The 16080-nt window shown below is 71.5% G+C and carries 15 protein-coding genes; 7 read left to right on the forward strand and 8 right to left on the reverse strand.

The features are described 5' to 3' along the window. Position 1: 1 nt before the first annotated feature. Genes KUM03_RS20265 through KUM03_RS20280 form a run of 4 tightly spaced genes read right to left on the reverse strand, consistent with a single transcriptional unit; the run spans position 2 to position 4150 of the window. Entirely contained in the window at positions 2-1009 is a 1008-nt protein-coding gene (locus tag KUM03_RS20265; protein ID WP_374225352.1) for an amidohydrolase family protein, read from the reverse strand. Next, positions 1006-2136 carry an FAD-dependent oxidoreductase gene (locus KUM03_RS20270; RefSeq protein ID WP_217250690.1) on the reverse strand — a complete coding sequence of 377 codons (1131 nt, stop codon included), beginning with the start codon at positions 2134-2136 and terminating at the stop codon, positions 1006-1008. The genes KUM03_RS20265 and KUM03_RS20270 overlap by 4 nt, the downstream gene beginning before the upstream one ends. Before the next feature lie 23 nt (positions 2137-2159). Further along, the gene (locus KUM03_RS20275; RefSeq protein WP_217250691.1) at positions 2160-3152 is read right to left on the reverse strand and encodes a cyclase family protein; all 993 of its coding nucleotides are present in this window, start codon (positions 3150-3152) and stop codon (positions 2160-2162) included. Beyond that, complete coding sequence (locus KUM03_RS20280; protein WP_217250692.1) at positions 3149-4150, reverse strand: fumarylacetoacetate hydrolase family protein; 1002 nt, start codon at positions 4148-4150, stop codon at positions 3149-3151. Before KUM03_RS20280 ends, KUM03_RS20275 begins: the two co-directional genes overlap by 4 nt. Before the next feature lie 127 nt (positions 4151-4277). Between KUM03_RS20280 and KUM03_RS20285 the strand changes: the two genes are divergently transcribed. After that, positions 4278-5195 carry a LysR family transcriptional regulator gene (locus tag KUM03_RS20285; RefSeq protein WP_217250693.1) on the forward strand — a complete coding sequence of 306 codons (918 nt, stop codon included), beginning with the start codon at positions 4278-4280 and terminating at the stop codon, positions 5193-5195. Positions 5196-5534: 339 nt separating this feature from the next. Here KUM03_RS20285 and KUM03_RS20290 read toward each other — a convergent pair whose 3' ends face one another. Then, positions 5535-6368: a helix-turn-helix transcriptional regulator gene (locus KUM03_RS20290; protein WP_217250694.1), complete on the reverse strand. Its 834-nt coding sequence runs from the start codon at positions 6366-6368 to the stop codon at positions 5535-5537. A gap of 142 nt (positions 6369-6510) precedes the next feature. Between KUM03_RS20290 and KUM03_RS20295 the strand changes: the two genes are divergently transcribed. Beyond that, a complete protein-coding gene (locus tag KUM03_RS20295) occupies positions 6511-6777 on the forward strand; it encodes an Atu4866 domain-containing protein (RefSeq protein ID WP_217250695.1) in 267 nt (88 codons plus the stop codon). Next, positions 6774-7508, forward strand: coding sequence for an SDR family oxidoreductase (locus KUM03_RS20300; RefSeq protein WP_217250696.1), 735 nt, complete (start codon positions 6774-6776; stop codon positions 7506-7508). The genes KUM03_RS20295 and KUM03_RS20300 overlap by 4 nt, the downstream gene beginning before the upstream one ends. A gap of 83 nt (positions 7509-7591) precedes the next feature. Here the strand turns inward: KUM03_RS20300 and KUM03_RS20305 are convergent, their stop codons facing one another. The 3 genes from KUM03_RS20305 to KUM03_RS20315 form a co-directional block, all read right to left on the reverse strand. Then, positions 7592-8329, reverse strand: a complete 738-nt coding sequence (locus KUM03_RS20305; RefSeq protein WP_217250697.1) for a hypothetical protein — start codon at positions 8327-8329, stop codon at positions 7592-7594. Positions 8330-8496: 167 nt separating this feature from the next. Further along, positions 8497-9030 carry a SigE family RNA polymerase sigma factor gene (locus KUM03_RS20310; protein ID WP_217250698.1) on the reverse strand — a complete coding sequence of 178 codons (534 nt, stop codon included), beginning with the start codon at positions 9028-9030 and terminating at the stop codon, positions 8497-8499. Positions 9031-9120: 90 nt separating this feature from the next. Then, positions 9121-9810, reverse strand: a complete 690-nt coding sequence (locus tag KUM03_RS20315; protein ID WP_217250699.1) for a hypothetical protein — start codon at positions 9808-9810, stop codon at positions 9121-9123. Between the two features lie 674 nt (positions 9811-10484). On the opposite strand from KUM03_RS20315, the gene KUM03_RS20320 reads away from it, so the two are divergent. The 4 genes from KUM03_RS20320 (at position 10485) to KUM03_RS20335 (ending at position 15921) form a co-directional block, all read left to right on the forward strand. After that, positions 10485-11882 (forward strand): SWIM zinc finger family protein, encoded by a 1398-nt coding sequence (locus KUM03_RS20320; RefSeq protein ID WP_217250732.1) that lies wholly within the window; start codon positions 10485-10487, stop codon positions 11880-11882. 5 nt (positions 11883-11887) lie between these two features. Then, a complete protein-coding gene (locus KUM03_RS20325; RefSeq protein WP_254399635.1) occupies positions 11888-14503 on the forward strand; it encodes a DUF6493 family protein in 2616 nt (871 codons plus the stop codon). Positions 14504-14955: 452 nt separating this feature from the next. Continuing rightward, complete coding sequence (locus KUM03_RS20330) at positions 14956-15198, forward strand: superinfection immunity protein (protein WP_217250701.1); 243 nt, start codon at positions 14956-14958, stop codon at positions 15196-15198. Positions 15199-15387: 189 nt separating this feature from the next. Beyond that, entirely contained in the window at positions 15388-15921 is a 534-nt protein-coding gene (locus KUM03_RS20335) for a hypothetical protein (RefSeq protein ID WP_254399615.1), read from the forward strand. Positions 15922-16080 lie beyond the last annotated feature (159 nt).

The following is a 16080-nucleotide window of genomic DNA, read 5'->3' on the forward strand; positions in this document are numbered from 1 at the left end:
GTCAGTCCTTCCGGAGGAGGGCGGCGGCGTTCGCGCCGCGGACGGCGTGGAAGTCGGCCTCGGGCAGTCGTGCGGCGCGCAGGGCGCCGACGGGGTCCTCGGTGCCCATGTCGAAGGGGAAGTCGGAGCCGAGCAGCACCCGGTCGGCGCCCGCGGCCCGGACCAGCTCCCGCAGCACGTGCGGGTCGTGGACGAGGGAGTCGAAGTACAGCCGCCTCAGATAACTGCTGGGCGGGTGCGCGCAGTCGGCGCCCGCGTCGGAGCGGGCCGACCAGGCGTGGTCGGCGCGGCCGATGTGGGTGGGCAGGTAGCCACCGCCGTGCGCCGCGATCAGTCGCAGGCCCGGGTGACGGTCGAGGACACCGGAGAAGATCAGGTGGGAGAGGGCGACGGCGTTCTCGGTGGGCTGGCCGACGCTGTTGGACAGGTACCACCGGTCCAGCCGCTCGTCGAGGGTGCACCCGAAGGGGTGCAGGAAGAGCAGCGCGCCGGTCTCCTCGGCCCGGGCCCAGAAGGGCTCGTAGGCCGGGTCGGACAGCTCGCGTCCCGGCGCGTGACTGGAGATCTCCACCCCGGCCAGGCCCTGCTCCAGGGCGTGGCCCAGGGCGCGGACCGCCTGCTCCGGGTGCTGGAGCGGGACCAGCCCGAGTCCGCGCAGCCGCTCGGGGGCGGCCGAACAGTGCGCGGCCGTGGCCTCGTTGGCGAGCCGGTACACCTTCTCGGCCGTGTCCTCGTCGGCCCAGTAGTGATAGTGCGACGGGGAAGGGCTGACCAGCTGTACGTCCACGCCCTGGGCGTCCATCGCTGCCAGCCGCACGGCCTGGTCGGTCAGCCTCGGGACGCGCTCGCGGACCATGGAGCCGCTGACGGCGAGGGCGGCGGGACCGTTGCGCCGGGCGTCCAGCTCCTTGGCCTCCGCCTGTCCGGGCAGACCGGCGACGAGCGCTTCGACCTCGGGCAGCAGGACGTGGGCGTGCACGTCCACGGTGGGCGTGTCCACGGCGGTCACGGCAGCTCCCTGAGCATGGTCATGGTGCGGGCCATCAGACCGGGCACGTCGGCGTCCCGTACCCCGTCGAGCTGCCACTGCCCGATCTGTACGGACGCCTCCACGACCGGGCGGACGCGGGCGATCCGCCGCTCGTAGTACGCCTGGAACAGGACGTCGTCCCACTCGTCGGACCCGGTCAGCATCTGCGAGAGCACCCAGGCGTCCTCCAGGGAGAGGGCGGCCCCCTGGGCGAGGGTGGGCGGGCAGCAGTGCGCGGCGTCGCCGACGAGCACCACCCGGCCGCGGTGCCAGGAGCCCTCGACCAGCATCCGGTCGAACCAGGTGTAGTTGACCTTCGCCGGGTCGGTGATGTGCTCGGTGATCTCCGGCCAGAAGCCGCCGTAGTGCCGGGTGAGGCGGCGCATCTCGTCCGCGTACGACTCGGGCGGTATTCCGGCGCGGTCGCGGTTGGCCTCGACGACGTAGGCGTAGAGCGTCGTCTCGCTGGTGGGGCAGTAGCCGGCGATGTAGGCCGGGCCGCCGTAGGCGAGGTCGGTGCGGGTCACGCCTCGGGGCCGCGGGGCGGCGATGCGCCAGATGGCCATGCCGGTCGGTTCGGGCTTGTCCGTGATGCCGATCGCGGCGCGGGTGGCGGAGCCGAGGCCGTCGGCGGCGACCACCAGGTCGTAGTGGGCCTCGGCGCCGTCGCTGAAGCGGACGGAGACGCCTTCCGCGTCCTGGTCCAGGATGTCGGCGGTCGTGCCGAGGCGGACGGTGGCGCCGCCGGCGCGCACGGCGTCGATGAGGATCTGCTGGAGCCGGGGGCGCTGCATGCCGACGGTGGCGGGCAGGTCCTCGCCGCCGGTGCGCAGGTCGTCCTGGTCGTGCAGGACGGTGCCGTCGGGGGCGGCGATGCCGACCGAGCCGAAGCCGAATCCGGACGCTTCCACCTGTTCCCAGACACCGATTTCGCGCAGCACGCGCAGGGCGTTGCCCTGGAGGGTGATGCCGGAGCCGGCGGTGGCGTTCCAGTCGTCCTTGGCCTCGATCAGGTCCACGTGGAGGCCGGCTCGGCTCAGCAGGACCGTCATGGCGTTGCCGGCCGCGCCCCCGCCGATCACCAGAACCTTACGGGCTTTGCTCATGGGGAACTCCCTCGTTCCGCTGATTACTTGACGGCGATCGGGTTGACGGGTGAGCCGACGGCCCCGGTGATGGGCAGGGGAGCGGCGGTGAGCCAGAAGTCGTACACGCCGTCGGCTGCGCAGTCCTCGGCGAGCGCCTCCAGGTCCCACATCTCGCCGATCAGCAGGCCGATGTGAGGGATGGCGACCTGGTGCAGCGGCTGGAAGGCGTGCTCGAACTCGTTCGGGCGGACCTCGAAGCCCCAGGTGTCGGTGGCGATCGCGGCGATGTCGGTGCCGTGCAGCCAGCCGGCCGTGGTGAACGACAGGCCGGGGGCGGGTCCTCCGGCGTAGTCGCCCCAGCCTCCCCCACTGCCTTCGGCGTGGGGGGAGCCCCGTCGGCGTACCCGGGCGAGCTGGCCGGTGCGGACGAGGACGATGTCGCCGCGACCGACTCGCACACCGTGGGCCTCGGCGGTCGCGGCCAGGTGCTCCTCGGTGATCGCGAAGCCGTCCGGCAGTTCCCCGTCCTCGCCGACGACCCGGCCGACGTCCAGGAGCACCCCGCGTCCGGCGACGTGCGGGGCCATGTGCTCGATGCCGGTGACCAGATCGCCGTCGGAGGTGACGACCTGCTCGGCGGCACGGCCGTTCCACGCCTTGCCGTGGTCGAAGATGTGCCCGAGACCGTCCCACTGCGTCGAGCACTGCAACGGCATCGTGATGACGTCGTCGGCGCCGCCGATGCCGTGCGGCAGACCCTGGTTGCCGAGGGCGGCGTCGGTGCCGGTGTCCAGCATGGTGTGCACCGGATTGGTGCGCCGCCGCCAGCCCTTCTGCGGGCCGTCGATGTCGAAGCGCTGCGAGAGCGAGAAGCTGACGCCCCGCCGGACCAGTGCGGCCCCCTCGCGGCGCTTGGCCTCGTCGAGGAAGTTGAGCGTGCCGAGCACGTCGTCCTCGCCCCAGCGACCCCAGTTCGAGCACGCCTTCGCGGTCCGGGCGATCGAGCCCTCGGGATCGGTGCGGTCCAGCGTCATCGGGCCGCCTCCGCCACGCATCGGGTGCGCTGGGCGCCGAGTCCGGTGATGGAGGCGTCCATGACGTCTCCGTCGCGCAGCAGCCGGCCCCAGTGCATGCCGTTGCCGGCGGGGGAGCCGGTGAGCACCAGGTCGCCGGGGAGCAGCCGGGCGGTCTGCGAGGCGTAGGAGACCATCCGTGCCACGTTGAAGATCATGTCCTTGGTCGACTCGTCCTGCATGGTCTCGCCGTTGAGCTTCAGCGTGAGGCGCAGGTCGCCCGGGTCCGCGATGGACGCGGTGGGCACGAGCCAGGGGCCGAGCGGGGTGAAGCCGGGGGCGTTCTTGCTGCGCAGCCAGTCGGTGCCGATCTGCGGCATGTCCCGGCGGAACACGGTGGCGCGGTCGGTGAGGTCGTTGGCGATGGTGTAGCCGGCGACGTGGTCGAGGGCTTCCTCGACGGGCACCCGGTGGGCCGGGCGGCCGATTACCGCGGCGAGTTCCAGCTCCCAGTCGGGCTTGTCGGCCCAGGCGGGCAGTACGACGTCGTCGTACGGGCCGGTGATCGCGCTCGGCAGCCCGATGAACACGTACGGCAGGTCCTCGGCGGCCCGCCGGTCCATGATCTCGGCGGCCTCCGCGCGCCGTTCCTGCTCGGGACGGTCGTCGCCCGGGGCCCGGTGGGCGAAGTGCAGGTCGATGACGTGCTGCCGGTAGTTGGCCCCCGACTGGAGCACCTGGCGCGGCTCCACCGGAGCGTGCACCCGGAACTCCGCCAACGCCCGGCGTACGGGGCCGGTGGCGCCGGCCAGTGCGGTCAGCCGCGGCAGCACCGCGTCCCAGTCGTCCAGGACCCCCCGCACGGTCAGTGCGGCGTCACCCAGGGCGGACCGCAGGTCGATCACCTGGGCGTCGGGAGTGACGAGAGCGGGGAAGGCGGGGCCCTCGGGAGCGGAAAGGGTGGCCAGGGCGAAGGGTCCGGCGAAGAGGGCGGACGCGGCTTCAGGTTTCACGGACATGTCCTCCTGATTGCGATGGCACCAATCTGGACCCGTCACCCGTGATCAGGGAAATAGATTCTGTGGATGACAGCCATCCACGCGCCGAATTTCCGCAGGTCGTCGTCGTAATGCTAGGAAAGTCGCCGTGAATCTCAGTCGCCTGGACCTCAACCTCGTCGTCGCCCTGCGTGCCCTGCTGGAAGAGCGCAACGTCACGCGCGCCGGGCAGCGCGTCGGCCTCAGCCAGCCGGCGATGAGTGCGGCGCTCTCCCGCCTGCGCCGGCACTTCGACGACGACCTGCTGGCCCGGGTCGGCGGCCACTACGAACTCACCGCCCTCGGACAGGTCCTCCTCGACCGCGTGTCCACCGCCTACGAACTGCTGGAACGCCTCTTCGCCAGCCAGGCGGACTTCGACCCGGCCAAGGAGAGCCGTGAGTTCGAACTCGTGGCGTCCGACTACGCCGTCGCCGTCTTCGGCGCCGAACTCGCCCGGGTCGTGCACCAGGAGGCCCCCGGCATCCGACTGCGATTCGCCCAGACGCCGACCACCGTGGTGGACGCCACGGACACCCTGCTCAGCGCCACCGACGGGCTGCTCATGCCGCACGGCGTCATCAGCGACTTCCCCGCCACCGACCTCTACCAGGACCGGTGGGTCTTCCTCGTCGCCGACGACCACCCGAGCGTCGACGACCGACTGACCCGGGAAGACCTGGCCCGGCTGCCCTGGGTCACCTACCAGCGCACCTACGACGCCCCCGCCGTCCGCCAACTCGGCATGCTGGGCATCGAGCCCCGCGTCGAGGTCTCCGTCGACAGCTTCCAGATCATGCCGCTGCTGATCAGCGGAACCCGGCGCATCGCCCTGATCCAGGCCCGCCTCGCCCGGCTCCTCGCACCGCTCGCCGCCGTGCGCGTGGTGGAGCCGCCCTACGAGGCGGTGCCCCTGCGGGAGGCGCTGTGGTGGCACCCGGTACACACCCACGACGCGGCCCACATCTGGCTGCGGGAGACCGCCGCCCGCGTCGGCAGGCGGATGACCGACGAGCCCGCGGGGTGAGCGAGCCCCGCCGCACGTGAACGGAGGACGTCACCCGCGTCGCGGATGGAATCCATCCGTAACGTGAATGACGGCAGGGGTGGGCAGGGCGCCCGGCAGGACGCATGCTCGGACGGGGCCCATCGGTGCGTTCCCGCTCGACGTCTCCCCCCTCGGCAGCCGGAGACCGGCCTCCTACAGGTCCTGCAGAACACCGAGGGCGAGAAGGCCGTTTGCGCAGAAGACGGCGGTGGGCCGCTCGGGCAGACCGAGGATCCGATGTCCGGCGATGTCCGGCGTCCTTCGGCACAACTCGCCGTCGGTCGCCCCGACGCCGAACCTCGCGGCACGCTCTTCCGGTTACGGGGCGGCTTGGTTCGAGGTGGCGTGGACGGAGCCGAGCAGGTCGAGGGCCTGGGCGTCGGGGCTGCCGGGCTCGGCCTGGTAGACGACAAGTTGTTGGCCCGGAGCGTCCCGCACGTCGAACGCCTGGTAGGTGAGCGTCAGAGCCCCGACGTCCGGGTGGAGGAAGTGCTTGGCGTCCTGGGTCTTGCCACGCACGGCGTGAGACTTCCACAAGTGGGTGAAGTCCGCGCTGTGCTCGGTGAGGGCGCGGACGAGTTCCCGGAGCCGTGGGCTGTCCGGATCGATGCCGGCCGCCTGACGTAGGTGGCTCACGATGGCCTGCGCCGTGTGACTCCACCGGGTGTAGAACTGTCGGCCTGCCGGATCGAGGAAGGTCATGCGGGCCAGATTGTCCGCATGCTCGAAGGGTGAGTGCAGGGCCTCGGCCAGGGCATTGCTCGCCAGGACGTCCAAGGTCCTGTTGATGACGAACGCCGGGGCGCCCGGGTAGCCGTCCATCAGCTGACGAAGGGCGGGACCGACTCGGTCCGTGGTGTGGGTGAACTGGTTGCTCGGCGCTGTCCCGGCCAGCCGGTGCAGGTGCGCGTGGGCGTCGGGGTCCAGCCGCAGAGCGCGGCCGAGCGCGTCGAGTACCTGGGCCGAGGGGTGGCGTTCGCGCCCCTGTTCCAGGCGGGTGTAGTAATCCGCGTTCACACCGGCCAGAACTGCGACCTCTTCACGGCGCAGTCCGGTGACCCGGCGCACGCCGTAGCTCGCCATGCCGACGTCTCGCGGCCGCAGCCCCGCCCTGCGTGCGCGTAGGAACTCTCCCAGATTGTTGTCGGTCATGTCCTCAGGTTAGAGCGCGGGGGCGGTGTGCTGCCTGGGTGCACCGCACCCAGGCAGCACACGACCTGGTGGGCGGTCGCAGACCTGACCAGACTCGGTGTCGGGCAGGAAGATCCGCACCCATGGACGAGGAGAGTCCGCCATGACAGGCAATACAGAGGAGGGCCATGCCGACGCAGTCGGCATGTGGGTGACCGCGGACGGTCACATCCGCCAGGAGCTGCGGCCGGACGGCCGCTACGACGAGGCCCGCGGCAACCGGCGCAGCGCCTACACGGGCCGCTACACGGTGACCGGCAGCCACATCGACTACGTCGACGACTCCGGGTTCCACGCGACGGGTGACATTCGCGACGGCGTGCTCCACCACGAGCACCTCGTGCTCTACCGAGAGGAAACGCAGGCATGACAGACGCAGTCAAGGTGGTGGCGGTTACCGGGGCAAGCAGCGGGATCGGCGAGGCGACCGCCCGCCGGCTTGCCGCAGACGGCCACCGTTTGCTCCTGGGGGCGCGGCGCGCCGATCGTCTCGATGCGCTGACCAGGGAGATCACCGCAGCAGGAGGCACTGCGGCGTTCCAGCGGCTGGACGTCACGGACGCCGACGACGTCCGGGCTTTCGTCTCCGCCGGATGCGAGCGCTACGGCCGAGTGGACGTGGTGGTCAACAACGCCGGAGTGATGCCGCTCTCGCCGCTGGAAGCGCTGAAGACCGACGAGTGGGACCGCATGCTCGACGTCAACGTGCGGGGAGTCCTGCACGGTGTCGCCGCCGCCCTGCCCGTGATGCGAGCTCAGGGGGGCGGGCACTTCGTGAACGTCGCTTCCGTCGGCGCCTACGAGGTCTCTCCGACCGCCGCCGTCTACTGCGCCACAAAATTCGCCGTCCGCGCGATCTCCGAAGGACTGCGCCAGGAGTCCACCGGGAGCATCCGGGTCACCCTCGTGTCCCCGGGCGTGACCGAGTCGGAACTCGCCGACAACATCTCCGACCCAGCTGCCAGGGAGGCCATGAAGGCGTACCGCGCCGTGGCACTGCCCCCTTCCGCCATCGCGGATGCCATCGCCTACGCCATTTCCCAGCCCTCGCAGGTCGATGTCAACGAGATCGTCGTCCGCCCCGCCGCCAGCGCCCAATAGCCCGCGGTAGCGCCAGACGGGTTGCACTCGGCATCTCCGGGCTCCCTCCCCGCCTTCGTCGACTGAGGTGGCCGATGCATTTGTCAGTCCCAGTACGTCTCGTGGGTCAGCCGGTTGCCCTGTCCGTCGAAGGTGTCGACGGACGCGATGGTCTCCCCGTCGGCGATGGGCAGGGCGAACGCACGGTAGGAAGTGCCGGGCAGTGTCACCACCTGCGCTGTGCGGACCGTACCGCCGTCGAGCGTCAACCGGGCCGTGGCCGTTCCCGAGGCAGGGTTGCCGACGAAGATCCGGGTCCCGGACGCCCCCTTGTCGGACAGGCTGCGCAGTCCGGCGGCCTGGACGTTGTCGGCCTCGCCGGCCACGACGGAGCAGCCCGCCCAACGGCCCGCCTGGTGGTCGACCTGGACGCCGCCGATGAAAACCCGTTGGCAGAGCAGCGAGAGGTCCTCCGACCGGGGACCGCCGCCGAGGCCGGAGCCGCCGTCGGTGTCGCGGCCGGCCTTGCCGCCGGCGTCAGTGTCCGTGGAGGGAAAGTCGTCCGGCACGTGCGGATAGAACGTCAGCGTCACCGACCACTCCTTGCCGTCGATGCTGCCGGAGCGGATCACCCGGCTGCGTTCTCGGGCCTCCAACGCGTCTGGATCCGGTGAGACGGAGGGGGACGAGGCCGCGGGAGGCGGGCCGTCGTCCTGCGGCGGGCCGGTCAGCAGCGGCAGGACGACGGCTGCCGTGACCGCGGCCACCAGCGTCCCGGCCGCCGCGGTCACGATGGTGCGGCGCGACCTCCGGGCACGGGCCCCGTCCAGGATGGCCTGCACAGGGGCTGGTCCGGGCGCTGTCCGCCCGGCCGCCCGGGCCAGCGCATGCCGCACGTCCGGTGCGGAATCGGCGGCGTGCAGGGGGCCGAGCCGGTCCGGCACGGAAGCGCCCGAGGCGTCCGAGCTCCTTGAGGCATCTGATTGCCCGCCGGGTGTGTGGGGGCCGGTCATGCGGCGCCTCCGAGATCCGCGCGGCCGTGCGCCGCCAGGGCGGGGTGTGCCCGCAGCTTGGCCAGAGCACGAGAAGCCTGGCTCTTGACCGTACCGGGCGAGCAGCCCAGCGTCCGTGCCACCTCGTCCGCCCCGAGGTCCTCCCAGTAGCGGAGGACAACCACGGCTCGTTGCCGTTCGGGCAGTTCGGCCAAGGCCTCCATCAGCACGTCGCGCTCCTCCAGACGTTCGGCCTCGCCGGACCGCTGCGGACGGTCCGGAAGCAGAGGGGTGAGCAGATGGGCGACCCGTCTGCGGCGGTGGCGGCTGCGGTTGTTGTTCACCAACGCGCGCCGCACATAGGCGTCGGCGTCCTCCCGCCGAACCCGGTCCCACCGCGCGTACACCTTGATCAGCGTCGTCTGCACCAGGTCTTCCGCTTCATGGAAATCACCGGTCAGCATGTAGGCGGTCCTGACCAGGCGGCTCCAGTAGGCCGAGGCGAAGGCCGTGAAATCGTCTTCGGCAGCGAGGGCCGGTCCGATGTGCACGAAGAGTCTGTCCCTGCGGGTGTGTGGGCGGGCAGGCGGTACGGTCCGGTCCCCGGATGCGGACGGCACCCGGGGACCGGGACAGGCGGGTCAGTCCCAGTACGTCTCGTGGGTCAGCCGGTTGCCCTGTCCGTCGAAGGTGTCGACGGACGCGATGGTCTCCCCGTCGGCGATGGGCAGGGCGAACGCACGGTACGAGGTCCCCGGCAGCGTCACCACCCCAGCAGTACGGACCGTACCGCCGTCGAGCGTCAACCGGGCCGTGGCCGTACCCGAAGCCGGGTTGCCGACGAAGATCCGGGTCCCGGACGTGCCCTTGTCGGTCAGGCCGTGCAGCCCGGCACCCTGGACGAAGTCGTCCCGGCCGTCCACGACGGCGCAACCCGCCCACGGCCCGGCCTGGTGGTCGACCTGGACCCCGCCGATGAACACCCGCTGACAGAGCAATGAGGGATTCTCGGGCCGGGAATCACCGAAGCCGGAGGTCCGGTCGACGGTGGGGAAGCCCTCCGGAACCGCCGGATAGAACTGCAGCGTCACCGACCACTCCTCGCCGTCGATGATGCCGGCGCCGACGGTACGGGCTACCGTCCGCTGTTCCTCGCCCTGCGCGTGCCGAGCCGGGTGCTGCTCCCCCTGCGTGGCCGACTGCGTCTGCAGCCGCTTGCCGGAGGCGTCACCGGACACCTCGTCGGCAGCCCAGGCACCGGCTACCGGTGTACTGACCACGATGGCGGCCGCGCCGACGGCGACCGCGAGCTTCTTGAAGCTGCTGGACACGTTGCTCCTACGGGAAGTGGGTGATTGGACCGGAGGGCGCTCTCCACCCACTCCTACTCCGTTTGTCTGCCCGGGGGTTGCACGCGCCGGCAGATCTCCTGGCACTCGCACTCGGGCCAGCAGCCGGGGGCTCCGGCATGGCCGTACGGGCCAAGTGCCGGGCCGGAGGCTGAGTCCTCGACCACGAGCGCCGCCGCCTCCCGTGTTACCGACCTTGCCGTTGGTCTGTCGCGTTGAGCGACACGCCGAGGTCCGGCCCGGCCCGCTGCCGGAGGCGACGTCGCCAAGCGCGGCACGGCGGCGCGGGTCGCCGCTGCCGCGAAGGACCTCCGTCTGCTGTTCGAAAGCCGCAGTCCGCGACTTCGAACGCCCCCGCGCCACAGTGCTGCCCCTGGCCGGCCCGCAGGTCCGGACGTTCCTCTCCGGCCGGGCCCGCGTCGAGCAGCACGCCCCGGCCCGACGACCACAGGCTGCCAACCACCTGCCCGCCCCACTCGGGATTCGGGCCTCGGAGCGCGGTCGTCGTTCCCGACACCGTCGCATGTGCACGCCTGAGGGGCGGCCGGCCTCCCTCAACGCCTCGCCGATCGCCTCGGGTCCCAGGCCGGCCCGTGCAACGGCCGTAGAAGCGGGCCGATGTCAGTGCCAACCCCTAGCCTTCGTACGTGAGTTCAATGATCCAGTCCTATGCCTACGTGCACGCGTCCGCCGTGCACGAGACCCCGGCCGGGCGTTCCCTCGCCCTGGAAACCTCAGGCGGTGCCACGCCGGACGGCGAGGCGGCCAATCCGCGGTTCTTCGACGGGTTCCTGACCGCGCCGGCCGCCGCTGCGACGGCGCTGCTCGCGGTCGCCGACGTCGCCGCCAGCCGCTACTACCGGCCACGGCCGTCAGGCTCCCTGGACCCGGTCGTCACGGCCGGCGGCGACCGGCTGCGGCTGGAGTCCTTCTCCGCCTGCTGCGGCGTCCACGCGCGCCTCGACGTCCTCGCCCCCGGCCTCGACGGTGACGACGTCGGCCACGGCACCACCAACGTCGACATCAACACACCACTGCGTCTGGCCCTCGCCAGGATCGGCGGCCTGGACCCGCTGCACCTGCGGGTGGGGCCGGACGGACTGGAGGCCACCACCTTCGACGGCCGGTTCGTGGAGAAGAAGGTCCCGCTGCCGGAGCGCTGGCTGCGGGGCTTCGCGGAGGCCCAGGTGCTCGCGGCGGGCCTCGTCCCGCGCGCCGAGATACCCGCCGCGGAGGCGGCCGCGGTCCTGAGGGCGCTGCCTCGGCCCACCCAGCGGTCAGGCGCGCACACGACACGCTGGGTGGTGCCCTCGGGCCACACCCTGCGCCCGGCGACCAGGCCGTCGCCCGGTGCCGTGTGCCTGCCCGGCTGCGAGCGACTGGTGAGCCTTCAGCAGGTACTGCGGCACGCGTCGACGGTGCGGGTGTACGCCCCGGGGCCCGAGCGAAACCATGACGAGCGGAGCCGGCACGAACAGGACCGGAGCGCGCCCGTCGCGTGGGAGGCCGCGCTGCCCGGTATGCGGCTGACGCTCCTGCTCTCCCCGCACGCCTCGCGCGGCTTCTCCGGCGAGGGCGGCGTGCTCGACGACCTCGCCACAGGACCGGCGGCGCGGGACACGGACCGGGTGGCGGAGCTGCTGGCCTGGGAGCCGAAGATCGACGTCGCCGACCTGTCCGCGCAGTCCGGCCTGGAGCCCGGACGCGTCCGCGCGGCCCTGACGATGCTGGGGACCGCCGGGCAGATCGGCTACGACCTCGCGGAAGAGGCGTACTACCACCGGCACCTCCCCTACGCCGCGGGCACCGCCGAGATCCGCAACCCACGGCTGCGCGGAGCGAAGGCCCTGGTCGCTCAGGGCGCGGTCCGCATCGACGGCGCGCTGGCGTGGGTGGGCAAGGGCGAGCACGCCTACCTGGTCCGCATCGAGGACGGCGAGCGGATGAGCTGCACCTGCCTGTGGTGGGCGAAGTACCGGGGCGGTCGAGGACCTTGCAAACACGTACTCGCCACCCGCATGGTCCGGAACACGAAGAAGGAGTCGGCACGGTGAGACTGATGGCCCTCGTGGAGGCCGGTGACATCCCCGGCGTGCTCCAGGCGCTGGGCGAACTCGGCGTGGAGCAGCGTGCGGCCCAGTTGCCGGAGCTGACCGCCCGCTACGAGGAGATGGGCTTCCCGGGCTGGCTGCAGCTCACCGCCGAACAGAAGGTGGCCCTGGCCAGCGCACGACTGGGCTGCCAGGTGACCCCGGACGCCGCGGCCCGCCACCTCCACTCGGGCGGACGCTACGTGCCCTCGCACGACGGCTGGATGGTCGACGTCGTGGACCTGTTCCCTGTCGCATGGCGGACCGATCTCGTGGCGCGGCTCGACCAGCAGGTGCGGGAGCGCAGCGGTTCCCAACGCCTCCACCTCGTCGTCGACCACATCGTCCGCACCACGGGCTGCCCGATGCCGGAATCCGACTACTTCCTCAAGGGCTGGCTGAGCAGGCAGTCGTACGGCCCGTCGGACAGGCTCCTGGAGCGGCTGCGCGAGGACCCCCTGACCTCCACGCTTCTCCCACTGGCCCTGCAACGGCCGTCCGTCTCCCTCAGCACCCAGATGCTGTCGGCCCTGTGCACCTTCGCCGCCGAGGGGATGGTGGACCGTGCCGCACTCGTCCGCCGAACCTTCGCGATCGTGGCCGACCAGCATCCTGCCGCCGCGATCCACTACTGGCAGGCCGTGCCCCTCACCGCCGACGAGCACGCCCGGACGGCACCCGAGCGGGCCGCCCTGGCCAAGACGCTGCTCCCGCATCTCCTCCAGGGCGGCGCGCTCAGGACGATCACACCGGTCGTGGCGTTCCTGCGGGCTCTGGCCCCCACTCCGGCCGAGAAGGCTCCCTTCCTCCGGGACCACGTGGCCATGCTCGACCTGTCGTCCCCGGTGGCCTCCCACGGCCAGGAGGTCCTGCGCGAACTGGACGAGGCGGGGCTGCTGGAGGAGGACGTGCTGAGCGAGGCCTGCGAACGCATCCTGCTGCGCCCCGAGAAGAAGCTGGTGCGCGCCCAGCTCTCCTGGCTGGACCGGGTGGCACGGCGGGAGCCCGGACGCGCGGGCCGGGTGCTGGCCGACGCGGTGCTTGCCTTCGGACACCCGGACGTGTCCGTGCAGGAGCGCGCACTCCGTCTCGTCGCCCGCCACCTGAAGAACGCGGGTGACCCGGTGCGGGCGGAGCTCCGGACGGCTGCCGCTTCGCTCGGGCCGGGGCTGTCCGCGCGCGCCGCGGAGCTGCTCGGCACGGGCCACGACAACGGCGCCGAGCGGGTCGCCGAGGCCGAGGTGCTGCCCTACCTGCCCGGGCCACTGCCGGTGCCGGGACCCGTCGGGACGGCCGCCGAGGTCGCCCAGGAGCTGGCGGTGGTCCTCGCCGACGACGACGTGGTGGCGTTCGAGCGCGCGCTGGACGGGCTGGTCCGCCATGCCCGGCTCGACCGTGTGGCGCTGTGCCGAGCGCTCGAACCGGTCATGCGCAGGGAACCGGGCCACCACCGTGACTGCGGGCAGAGCGATCTGTACGACGTCGCGGCGGCCGTACGGGGCGACGAGCCGAGGACACTGTACGGCCGCCCCCACCGCCGAATCAGTCACGGCGAGGCGCTCTCCCCGCCTGGCAAGTTGCTCATGGCGCGTCTGATGGAGGCCCTCGATCTGATCGAGTCCGGCGCGCAGCCGTTCCTGCTGGCCCTGCCGACCCACGTCACCGGCGCGGTCGACGCGGGCGTACTGGTGGAGCGCATCGCCGAGCTGGAGCGTACGCGGGTCGAACCGGCACCGGTCGATCTGGCACAGGCCCTGCTGCGGGTGACCCCCTCAGCGGACGATCAGGTGCGGCGCGCCGCAGGTGACCTGCAGTCGGACGCCGGCCGACGGCTGGCGCGCTGGCTGCGCGACGGCGGGCTGCCGCACCAGGACTCAACTCCGGAGAAGTGGCCGACAGCCGACCCGGCCGACGCCCCGCCCGGACGGTGGGAGCCCGTGTCCCCCGGACCGGATCAGGACATACCGCTTCCACCGGTCGCCGCGGCCGTCCTGGGTACGTACGTACGGGACCGGTCCCTCCGAGGCAGCTACAGCCCATTCGACGCCTACGCCGCACCGTACTGGGTGGCTCAGCTGCCTCATCACCGCGACGAGGTGGCCGCACACGCCAAGAACTCGGTGAACGGCCGCATGCTCGCACGTCTGGCCGAGGCGGGTGGCCGGGCGGGATACGCCCTGCACTGGCAGATCGCCTGGAAGATCGGGTACGACCGTGACGCCGCGGTGGACGCCCTGCTCGTGCTCGCCGCCCAGGGACAGCTGGACGGGCGGCTGCTCGCTGGGCAGTTGCAGGCGTTGAGACGGAACGGATCGAGCTCACCGAAACGTGTCGTCGACGGACTGCGCGCGGCGGCCGAGACCGGCGCGTACGCCACGGTCTGGTCCGTACTGGAGGCGGCCCTGCCCGCGCTGCTGCGCGGTACACCGGTCCGGGAAGCCGGGGCACTCCTCGCGCTCGCGGTCGAGTGCGCTTCGCGCTGCTCGGCCAAGGGCAGTATCCCCGAGGTCGAGGCGGTGGCCGCGCGCACCGGATCGAGCCAGACGGTGAAGCACGCCAGGCTGCTGCGAGACGTCCTGCGCTGAGACCACCGGCCCGCAGCCGGCACTGGTGGAACCAGGATCCTGGCGGCCACGCTCACCCGTCAGGGGCGCCGGGTGACCCTGACGGGCAGGCAGCACCTGGACCATGACGTCCAGTTCCGCCATATCAACGAGTAGGCCAGAGAACATATGGGCGCCGGTGAACCGGCCGGCTGTTCTCCCCGGCGGCCCGCCCTGGCAGTCATACACCGGGTGCCCGCGCAACCCGACGTGAGCAAGGACGGCTCTTCGGAGTCAACACCAGCACCGTCACCAGAGCCGTTCACCAAGTCGAGCCCCTCTTGGCGCGTACGTCGTGTGGCGTGGGCGACCCGATCCCGTGCACCGCGGTGGCCGTCAACATCGTCCAGTTGCGAGTCGGCCGCTGCGAGCACGGGGTTGGCGCAGACTGGCCTCACGTCCGTTGCAAGGAAGGGCGTAGGTAGGGTGACCTGGTGTTCTCAGACGTAGGCCCCTTGAAACAGTTGGTCGTGGCGCTTGTGGGGCTGTTCTTCCTCGGTGTGCCGTCGCTCGTTGCGCACCGCAGGAGGGTTCAGCGCCTGCGGTGGGTCGTCGTGGTCAATGTCATCGGCGTTCTCACCGGGTTGTTCTGGTTCGTGGCCCTGTTCATGGCGATGTCGATGGCCACCCGTCAGCCTGACCGCGCGCTGGCGCCGGGCAGTCAACCGGGCCCTTGACGACTGGCCGTCGTGCCGTCTCGACGGTCGGCCGTCGGCGCGGGTTGTGCGGCGAGTGGACCTCCGCCCCGACGAATGGCCTTCCCGCCGCAGATGCGGGCGCCTTCCTTCCGCTCGACGGCAGTGACAACCGAAGCAGTATGGAAACTATAGTTTACATAGACCGTCCTGGTGAACTATAGTTGTCGCATGACGGCCTCTGAGATCACCCCAGAAGAGCAGGCGGAACTCGGCAAGGCGCTGTACGACGCCTTGAACCCCCTGGCCTCGGCCATCCGCTCCCGGGAGACCGGGTTGTCCGCCGACCGTATGTGGGACGCGAGTCCGGTCGACGTGGCGCTGTCCGTCCTGGCCGCGTGGAAGGTGATGGATGGGGAGGTCAAGCGACTCACGGAGCGGGCGGCAGTGACCGCCGGCTCCTACGGTGCGAGTTATGAGCAGTTGGGAGAGGTCTGGGGCATCACCCGGCAGGGTGCCCGTAAGAAGTGGCCCGACGCCGTCAGCCGCTCAGCACCCACGACAGCGGGCAAGAGCACGCTTGCGCTGTTCGGAGGGACCGCTGAGTTGGTGCGGTCGCCCTCCGGCGGATGGGGCTGGACTGGCCGAGGCGCTGATGGAGCATCCGGCACGGCCGCCGATGGGGCACGGTACGCGACCGCAGAGGAAGCAGCCGCCCACGCGGGCGCATTCCTCAAAGAACACGCCCTCGGCGTCGAGGATTGAGTCCTGAAGCTTCTCACGTGGGTCACCTGCGAGCCCAGATGAAGATGGCGGCGAGGTGGAGTGCGGCCTGGCAGGCTCGGCAGTGATGGACACGGCCGGGCGGCAGGTGGTGGCCGCCGGCCTGAGAGACTCCTCTACGAGACCGAACGTGCCGATGAG

Origin of the sequence: Streptomyces sp. AC602_WCS936 (assembly GCF_019049125.1) — a bacterium.
GTDB lineage: Bacteria > Actinomycetota > Actinomycetes > Streptomycetales > Streptomycetaceae > Streptomyces.

What these genes read in the sequence shown, in the direction of transcription:
- KUM03_RS20290 (WP_217250694.1), bottom strand. Translation starts at nt 6,368, where the DNA reads ATGACCGACAACAATCTGGGAGAGTTCCTACGCGCACGCAGGGCGGGG.
- KUM03_RS20295 (WP_217250695.1), top strand. Translation starts at nt 6,511, where the DNA reads ATGACAGGCAATACAGAGGAGGGCCATGCCGACGCAGTCGGCATGTGG.
- KUM03_RS20280 (WP_217250692.1), bottom strand. Translation starts at nt 4,150, where the DNA reads ATGTCCGTGAAACCTGAAGCCGCGTCCGCCCTCTTCGCCGGACCCTTC.
- KUM03_RS20300 (WP_217250696.1), top strand. Translation starts at nt 6,774, where the DNA reads ATGACAGACGCAGTCAAGGTGGTGGCGGTTACCGGGGCAAGCAGCGGG.
- KUM03_RS20275 (WP_217250691.1), bottom strand. Translation starts at nt 3,152, where the DNA reads ATGACGCTGGACCGCACCGATCCCGAGGGCTCGATCGCCCGGACCGCG.
- KUM03_RS20335 (WP_254399615.1), top strand. Translation starts at nt 15,388, where the DNA reads ATGACGGCCTCTGAGATCACCCCAGAAGAGCAGGCGGAACTCGGCAAG.
- KUM03_RS20325 (WP_254399635.1), top strand. Translation starts at nt 11,888, where the DNA reads ATGGCCCTCGTGGAGGCCGGTGACATCCCCGGCGTGCTCCAGGCGCTG.
- KUM03_RS20320 (WP_217250732.1), top strand. Translation starts at nt 10,485, where the DNA reads ATGATCCAGTCCTATGCCTACGTGCACGCGTCCGCCGTGCACGAGACC.
- KUM03_RS20270 (WP_217250690.1), bottom strand. Translation starts at nt 2,136, where the DNA reads ATGAGCAAAGCCCGTAAGGTTCTGGTGATCGGCGGGGGCGCGGCCGGC.